Genomic DNA, 6,479 nt, shown 5'->3' with positions numbered 1-6,479 from the left:
GCCCCCTGGGTTGCTTCGCTGCGCTCGCAATGACGGGTGATGTCGTGTCAGGTCGAAATCGGGCGGCGCAGCCCCAACAGCCGGTGGAGACAGCATGAGCGCGGATGAAGCTTCCAGCGCCGGCGAGCGCACCGTCGCCTTCCTGCTGTCGCTGCGGGCGCAGGGGGTGCGCGACCTCACCGTGCTCAGGGCGATGGAGCGCGTCTCGCGCGAGCGCTTTGCGCCGACGCGCTTCGCCGATCTCGCCCGGCAGGACGTGTCGGTGCCCTTGCCCTGCGGCCAGACCATGACCGCGCCACATACGGTGGCGGCCATGCTCGGTGCGCTCGACATGCAGCAGGCGGTGCGCGTGCTCGAGATCGGCACCGGCTCGGGCTATGTCACGGCGCTGCTCGCCGCGATGGGCGGGGAGGTGGTCTCGCTGGAGCGCTATCGCACCCTGGCGCTGGCGGCGCATGAGCGAATCACCGGCAGCGGGCAGGAGCAGCGCGTCGATCTGCGCCATGCCGACGGTTTCCAGCCCGACAGGACGCTCGGCCGCTTCGACCGCATCCTGGTCAATGGCGTCGCGCAATCGATCCCCGAGGCGCTGCTCGCGCGGCTCTCGCCCGGCGGGAGGCTGGTCGGTGCGCTCAGGGTCGAGGGCGCGGCGCGCCGGGTGGTGGTGACGCGGCTGGCGGATGGTTCGGTCGATCACGCGCTCGGCCCGCCCCTGCGCCTGCCGCCGCTGGCGCCCGGGCTGGCGCGGGCCCTGTAAAGAATTGTGGCGAACTGTGCGGAAAATGAAGAGCAGGCCATGACGCGAAACGGTTTCGTAACCTGAACGGGGCTTTAATGCCTTCATCGAGTTGCGTTGTTCGCGAGTGCCCCATCCATGCGTAGCAAAGTCGGATCGTGCCAGCCCAGCGTCGTCCTGCGAGTGTCGACGGTCTGCCTGCTAGCGCTGGGCGTCAGCGGTTGCTCATCGGATACGATGCGCTTCACCGAAGCTCCCTTCGCCAACCCCTTCAAGACGGCCCAGGCGCCGGCCGCGCGTGATCCCGCGACCACGGGCTCGATCAACCGCGCTCCGGCCGCGCCGGTCGGCGGCTCCTATGCCGCGCCGGCCAGCGCCACCGCGGTGCGCTCCCAGCCTCTGCCGCCGCCGCAATCGGCCGTCGCCCTGCGCAGCGCGCCGGTCACGCCCGTCGCAGGCTCCGCCGGCGGCTGGTCGGCCCAGGGCGGAACCCCGATCGTGATCGCCGAAGGCGAGACCCTCGACGTGATCTCGTCGCGCTACGGCGTGCCGCGCGCGGCGCTGATCTCGGCCAATGGCCTCTCCAGCCCGGAGGTCGCGCCTGGCTCGCGCCTGACCATTCCCGTCTACAACGCCTCCGGTGCCGCTGCGCCGGCTCCGGCCCGCAGCGCCCAGGTCGCGCAGGTCCAGAGCGACGCAAGGCCGGAGCCGGCGCGCCGCACCGTCGTCGCCCAGGCGCCGCAGGTCGCGCCGCAGCGGCAGGTGGCCGCCACGCCGGATGCGACGAGCCGCGCCAAGGCCGTGGCCGAGGCCAGGGCCAAGACCGCTGCGGAGGCCAAGACCACCGCCGCCGAGGCCAAGGCCCAGGCCGCCGCCGAGGCCAAGGCGAAGGCCGCGGCCGATGCCGCCGCCATGCGCGAGGCCCGCGCCAAATTCGCGGCCGAGGCGAAGGCCAAGGCCGAAGCCAAAAAGACGGCTGCCGCCAAGGCCCCGGCCGCTCCGGCCGTCGCCGAGGTCAAGCGCCCCGCGGCGCAGGCCGTCGCCGTGCAGCCCGCCCCGGCCCCGGCCAAGCCGGCGCCGACCGTCGTCGCCAGCGCCCCCGCCACCCCCGTGACCGTCGCGCCGAAGGCTGCGCCGGCTCCGGCCGAGGAGCCGCGGACCACGGCGAGCCTGCCGAAGGCGCAGCCGCAGGAGGACGCGTCCGAGCGCGCCGATTTCCGGTGGCCGGCCCGTGGCCGCGTCATCGCCGGCTTCAGCGGCAAGGGCGGGAACGAGGGCATCAACATCGCCGTGCCCGAGGGCACCCCGATCAAGGCCGCCGAGGGCGGGACCGTCGCCTATGCCGGCAACGAGCTGAAGGGTTACGGCAATCTCGTCCTGATCCGCCACCCCAACGGCTATGTTTCGGCCTATGCCCATAATGGCGAGCTGAAGGTGAAGCGCGGCGATACGGTGAAGCGCGGCCAGGTCGTGGCGAATTCCGGCCAGTCCGGCAATGTCTCCTCGCCGCAGCTGCATTTCGAACTGCGCAAGGGCGCCTCGCCGGTCGACCCGACGCCCTATCTCAACAACTGATCCGGCATTCGATCGGTACCCGCGAGACCCCACCGATCGGAACAAGGCGGGGCGGTCCCAGGAAAGGCCGCCCCGTTCCATTTGTCTGGAGGCCTGGGGCTCAGCCCTCCAGCCGCTTGCCGAGCCGCCCGGCCAGGTCCTGGATGTATTGCCAGGCGGTGCGGCCCGAGCGCGAGCCCCGCGTCGTCGCCCATTCCAGCGCCTCCCGGCGCCAGGCATCTGGGGCGATCTCCAGGCCGAAATGCCCGACATAGCCTTCGATCATCGCGAGATATTCGTCCTGGCTGCATTTGTGGAAGCCGAGCCAGAGGCCGAAGCGATCCGACAGCGAGACCTTCTCCTCGACGGCTTCGCCCGGGTTGATCGCGGTCGAGCGCTCGTTTTCCATCATGTCGCGCGGCAGCAGATGCCGACGGTTCGAGGTGGCGTAGAACACGACATTGTCGGGACGCCCTTCGACGCCGCCATCCAGCGCCGCCTTCAGCGATTTATAGGAGGTGTCCTGCCCGTCGAAGGAGAGATCGTCGCAGAAGACGATGGCGCGGTGCCGGTCCGGCCGCAGCAGCCCCATCAGCGCCGGCAGGGATTCGATGTCCTCGCGGTGGATCTCGATCAGCTTCAGCGGCAGGGCCGCGCCTGAAAGCCGCCGGTTGGTGTCGGCATGGACCGATTTGACCAGCGAGGATTTGCCCATGCCGCGCGCGCCCCAGAGCAGCACGTTGTTGGCCGGCAGGCCGCGGGCGAAGCGCTCGGTATTCTCGGCCAGGGTATCGCGCACCCGGTCGACCCCGCGCAGCAGCGACAGCTCCACCCGGTTGACGCGCGGGACGGGACTGAGCTCATGGGCGGCCGGCTGCCAGACGAAGGCGTCGGCGGCGGCGAGATCGGCCGGCCGGCGCTCCGGCGGGGCCAGCCGCTCGAGCGCGGCGGCGATGCGGAGCAGGGTGTCGAGCTTCAGATCTCGGGATGGAGCAGTCATCTCAGCCATGGCCATTGCGCGAAGGTCGCCAAGCTCATAGGTGATGGCGCGCTGGTGGTCCATCTCGGGCGCCTGCAATTGATTTACCGGCGTCGCTGGCTATAGTCCGCGCGAATTTCCGGCCCGAACCGAATTTCGCCGCCTCCGGGCGGCAGGTGGCCTGGAAACGCCGCCGCGACCGAGGAGCTATTTCGTGATCACCCCTGCCTTTGCTCAAGCCGCCGGCGGCGGCACCAACGACATCCTGATGTCGCTCGTGCCCTTCGTGCTGATTTTCGTGATCATGTGGTTCCTGATCATCCGCCCGCAGCAGAGGCGGGTGAAGGCGCATCAGGAGATGATCAAGAACGTGCGGCGTGGCGACACGGTCGTGACCTCGGGCGGCATCGTCGCCAAGGTCTCGAAGGTGATCGACGATGGCGAGATCGAGGCCGAGATCGCCGATGGCGTCCGGGTCCGCCTGGTGAAGGGCATGATCACGGATGTCCGCTCCAAGACGGAACCGGTCAAGGCCGAGACGGCCAAGAGCTAACGAGGCCACGGCCTCGCAGGGGGCCGAAGCGCGACAACAAGGCTTTACACGCAGATGCTCCGTTTCCAGACCCGCAAGGTCGTCGTCGTCCTGCTCGTGCTGCTCTTCGGCTGCGGCTTCGCGCTGCCGAACCTGTTCTCGCCCGAGACCCGCAAGGCGATCGAGGCGAATGCGCCGTCCTGGATCCCGCGCATCCTGCTGCCGATCCATGCGGTGGTGCTCGGGCTCGATCTGCAGGGCGGCTCGCATGTGCTGCTGGAGATCGACCGGGCGGAACTCGTCCGCAGCCAGGTCCTGCAGCTGCGCGACGACGTCAGGCGCATTCTGCGCGACGAGCGGGTCGGCATCCAGGGTGGAATCGGCACCACGCCGCGCGGCGTGCAGCTGCGCGTCGCCGAGGCCGCGGACCGCGCCAGGCTGCTGCCGAAGCTGCGCGAGCTCGCCCAGCCGGTCGGGACGCTCGGCGCCTTCGGCCCCTCCGGCAACAGCACGCTCGACATCGTCGAGCAGCCGGACGGGCTGATCCAGGTCTCCGTCACCGAGGCCGGCGCCAATGAGCGGGTGCGCCGCGCCGTCGAGCAGGCGATGGAGGTGCTGCGCCGCCGCGTCGACGCGCTCGGCACCACGGAGCCCAACATCCAGCGCCAGGGTCTCGACCGCATCCTGGTGCAGGTGCCGGGCCTGCAGGACCCGCAGCGCCTGAAGGATATTCTGGGACAGACCGCGAAGCTGCAATTCCGCATGGTGGCGGAGGGGCAGGGCGGCGATGTCGACATGCTGCCCTCGCAGGATGCCGGCGGTTCGCTGGTGCCGGTCGAGCGGCGCGTCATCGTCGAGGGCGAGGATCTGATCGACGCCCAGCCGGCCTTCGATTCGCGGACCTCGCAGCCGATCGTGAATTTCCGCTTCAACATCCGCGGCGCGCAGCGCTTCGGCCAGGCGACCACCGAGAATCTCGGCCGGCCCCTGGCGATCGTGCTCGACAACAAGGTGATCTCCTCGCCCGTCATCCAATCGCCGATCACCGGCGGCTCGGGGCAGATCTCCGGCAATTTCACCGTGGAATCGGTGAACAACCTCGCCATCCTGCTGCGGGCCGGCGCGCTGCCGGCGAAGATGACCATCGTCGAGGAGCGCACGGTCGGGCCCGGACTCGGCGCCGACTCGATCCAGGCCGGCAAGATGGCGACCCTGATCGCCACGCTGCTGGTGATCCTCTACATGATCGGCACCTATGGGATGTTCGGGCTGATCGCCAGCATCGCGCTGCTCGTCCATGTCTGCCTGATCTTCGGGCTGATGTCGGTGCTGGGCGCGACGATGACGCTGCCCGGCATCGCCGGCATCGTGCTGACGATCGGCACGGCGGTCGATTCCAACGTGCTGATCTATGAGCGCATGCGCGAGGAATCGCAGCAGGGACGCTCGCTGATCTCGGCTCTCGAGGCCGGCTTCCAGCGCGCCTTCGCGACGATCGTCGATTCCAACGTCACCATGCTGATCGCGGCGCTGGCGCTGTTCGCGCTGGGCTCCGGCCCGGTGCGCGGCTTCGCCGTCGTCTTCATCCTCGGCATTCTGACGACCGTGATCACCGCCGTGACGCTGACGCGGATGCTGATCGCGCTGTGGTATCGTTGGGCGAAGCCCAAGAGCCTTCCGTTCTGACGCTGCCACTCCAGGAGAATAGCGCATGCGTCTGCTTCGCATCGTTCCCGACAATACCCGCTTCAAGATCGTCCGCTTCAGGCGCTTCAGCTATCCGTTCTCGGCGGCCTACAGCCTGCTGACCCTGTTCCTGTTCCTGACGGTCGGGCTGAATTTCGGCATTGATTTCCGGGGCGGCACGCTGATCGAGATGCAGGCCAAGAGCGGCCGGCCGGAGATTTCCCAGGTGCGGCAGACCGCCAATTCCCTCGGCTTCGGCGAGGTCGAGGTGCAGGAATTCGGCAGCGCCGGCGAGATCTCGATGCGCTTCGCGCTTCAGGCCGGCGGCGAGGCGGCGCAGCAGGCGGTCGTCGTCAAGGCGCGCGAGGCCTTCCTGCCCAATTACGATTTCCGGCGGGTCGAGACGGTGGGGCCGCGCGTCTCCGGCGAGCTGGTGCAGGCCGGCACGCTCGGCGTCGTGCTCGCGATCCTGGGCGTGCTGATCTATCTCTGGTTCCGCTTCGAGATGCAGCTCGCCATCGGCGCGATCCTCGGGACGCTGCACGATATCGTGCTGACGGTCGGATTCTTCCTGATCACCCAGCTCGAATTCAACCTGACCTCGATCGCGGCGATCCTGACCATCGTCGGCTATTCCCTGAACGAGACGGTGGTGGTGTTCGACCGGACGCGCGAATTGCTGCGCCGCTACAAGACGATGTCGATCCCGGATCTGCTCGATCTCTCGGTGAACACGACCTTGTCGCGCACCGCCATCACCTCGACCACCACGGTCCTGGCGCTGGTGGCGCTGGTGCTGTTCGGCGGCACCGCGATCGAGGATTTCGCTCTGGTCATGCTGTTCGGCGTGGTGATCTGCACCTATTCCGCGATGTTCGTCTCGACGCCCGTGCTGCTCTATCTCGATGTGCGGGCGGGACGGCTGGACCAGGCCGAGGACGAGGCCGAGATCAAGGCCAAGGCCAAGGCGAGCGCCTGAGCCTCGCCGATGC

6 protein-coding genes are annotated in these 6,479 nt (G+C 68.9%); 5 read left to right on the top strand and 1 reads right to left on the bottom strand.

Annotated elements, in window-relative coordinates:
• The first annotated feature begins 94 nt into the window (after positions 1-94).
• Entirely contained in the window at positions 95-757 is a 663-nt protein-coding gene (locus tag ASG72_RS16160) for a methyltransferase domain-containing protein (RefSeq protein WP_056714122.1), read from the top strand.
• A 216-nt stretch (positions 758-973) separates the two neighbouring features.
• Positions 974-2,311, top strand: coding sequence for a LysM peptidoglycan-binding domain-containing M23 family metallopeptidase (locus ASG72_RS16155; protein ID WP_056714119.1), 1,338 nt, complete (start codon positions 974-976; stop codon positions 2,309-2,311).
• A 100-nt stretch (positions 2,312-2,411) separates the two neighbouring features.
• On the opposite strand, the gene ASG72_RS16150 is transcribed toward ASG72_RS16155, so the two are convergent.
• On the bottom strand, positions 2,412-3,299 hold the full coding sequence (locus tag ASG72_RS16150; RefSeq protein WP_056714863.1) for an ATP-binding protein: 888 nt from the start codon (positions 3,297-3,299) through the stop codon (positions 2,412-2,414).
• A gap of 238 nt (positions 3,300-3,537) precedes the next feature.
• On the opposite strand from ASG72_RS16150, the gene yajC reads away from it, so the two are divergent.
• Genes yajC through secF form a run of 3 tightly spaced genes read left to right on the top strand, consistent with a single transcriptional unit; the run spans position 3,538 to position 6,466 of the window.
• Entirely contained in the window at positions 3,538-3,822 is a 285-nt protein-coding gene (yajC, locus tag ASG72_RS16145) for a preprotein translocase subunit YajC (protein WP_056714117.1), read from the top strand.
• Between the two features lie 54 nt (positions 3,823-3,876).
• The gene (gene secD, locus ASG72_RS16140) at positions 3,877-5,487 is read left to right on the top strand and encodes a protein translocase subunit SecD (RefSeq protein ID WP_056714114.1); all 1,611 of its coding nucleotides are present in this window, start codon (positions 3,877-3,879) and stop codon (positions 5,485-5,487) included.
• A gap of 25 nt (positions 5,488-5,512) precedes the next feature.
• Positions 5,513-6,466, top strand: a complete 954-nt coding sequence (secF, locus tag ASG72_RS16135) for a protein translocase subunit SecF (RefSeq protein WP_056714112.1) — start codon at positions 5,513-5,515, stop codon at positions 6,464-6,466.
• Positions 6,467-6,479 lie beyond the last annotated feature (13 nt).

Source organism: Allobosea sp. Leaf344 (genome assembly GCF_001426225.1).
In the GTDB taxonomy this organism is placed as follows: domain Bacteria; phylum Pseudomonadota; class Alphaproteobacteria; order Rhizobiales; family Beijerinckiaceae; genus Allobosea.
Note: the sequence above shows the minus strand (reverse complement) of the source record. Positions and strands in the feature narration are given on the sequence as shown.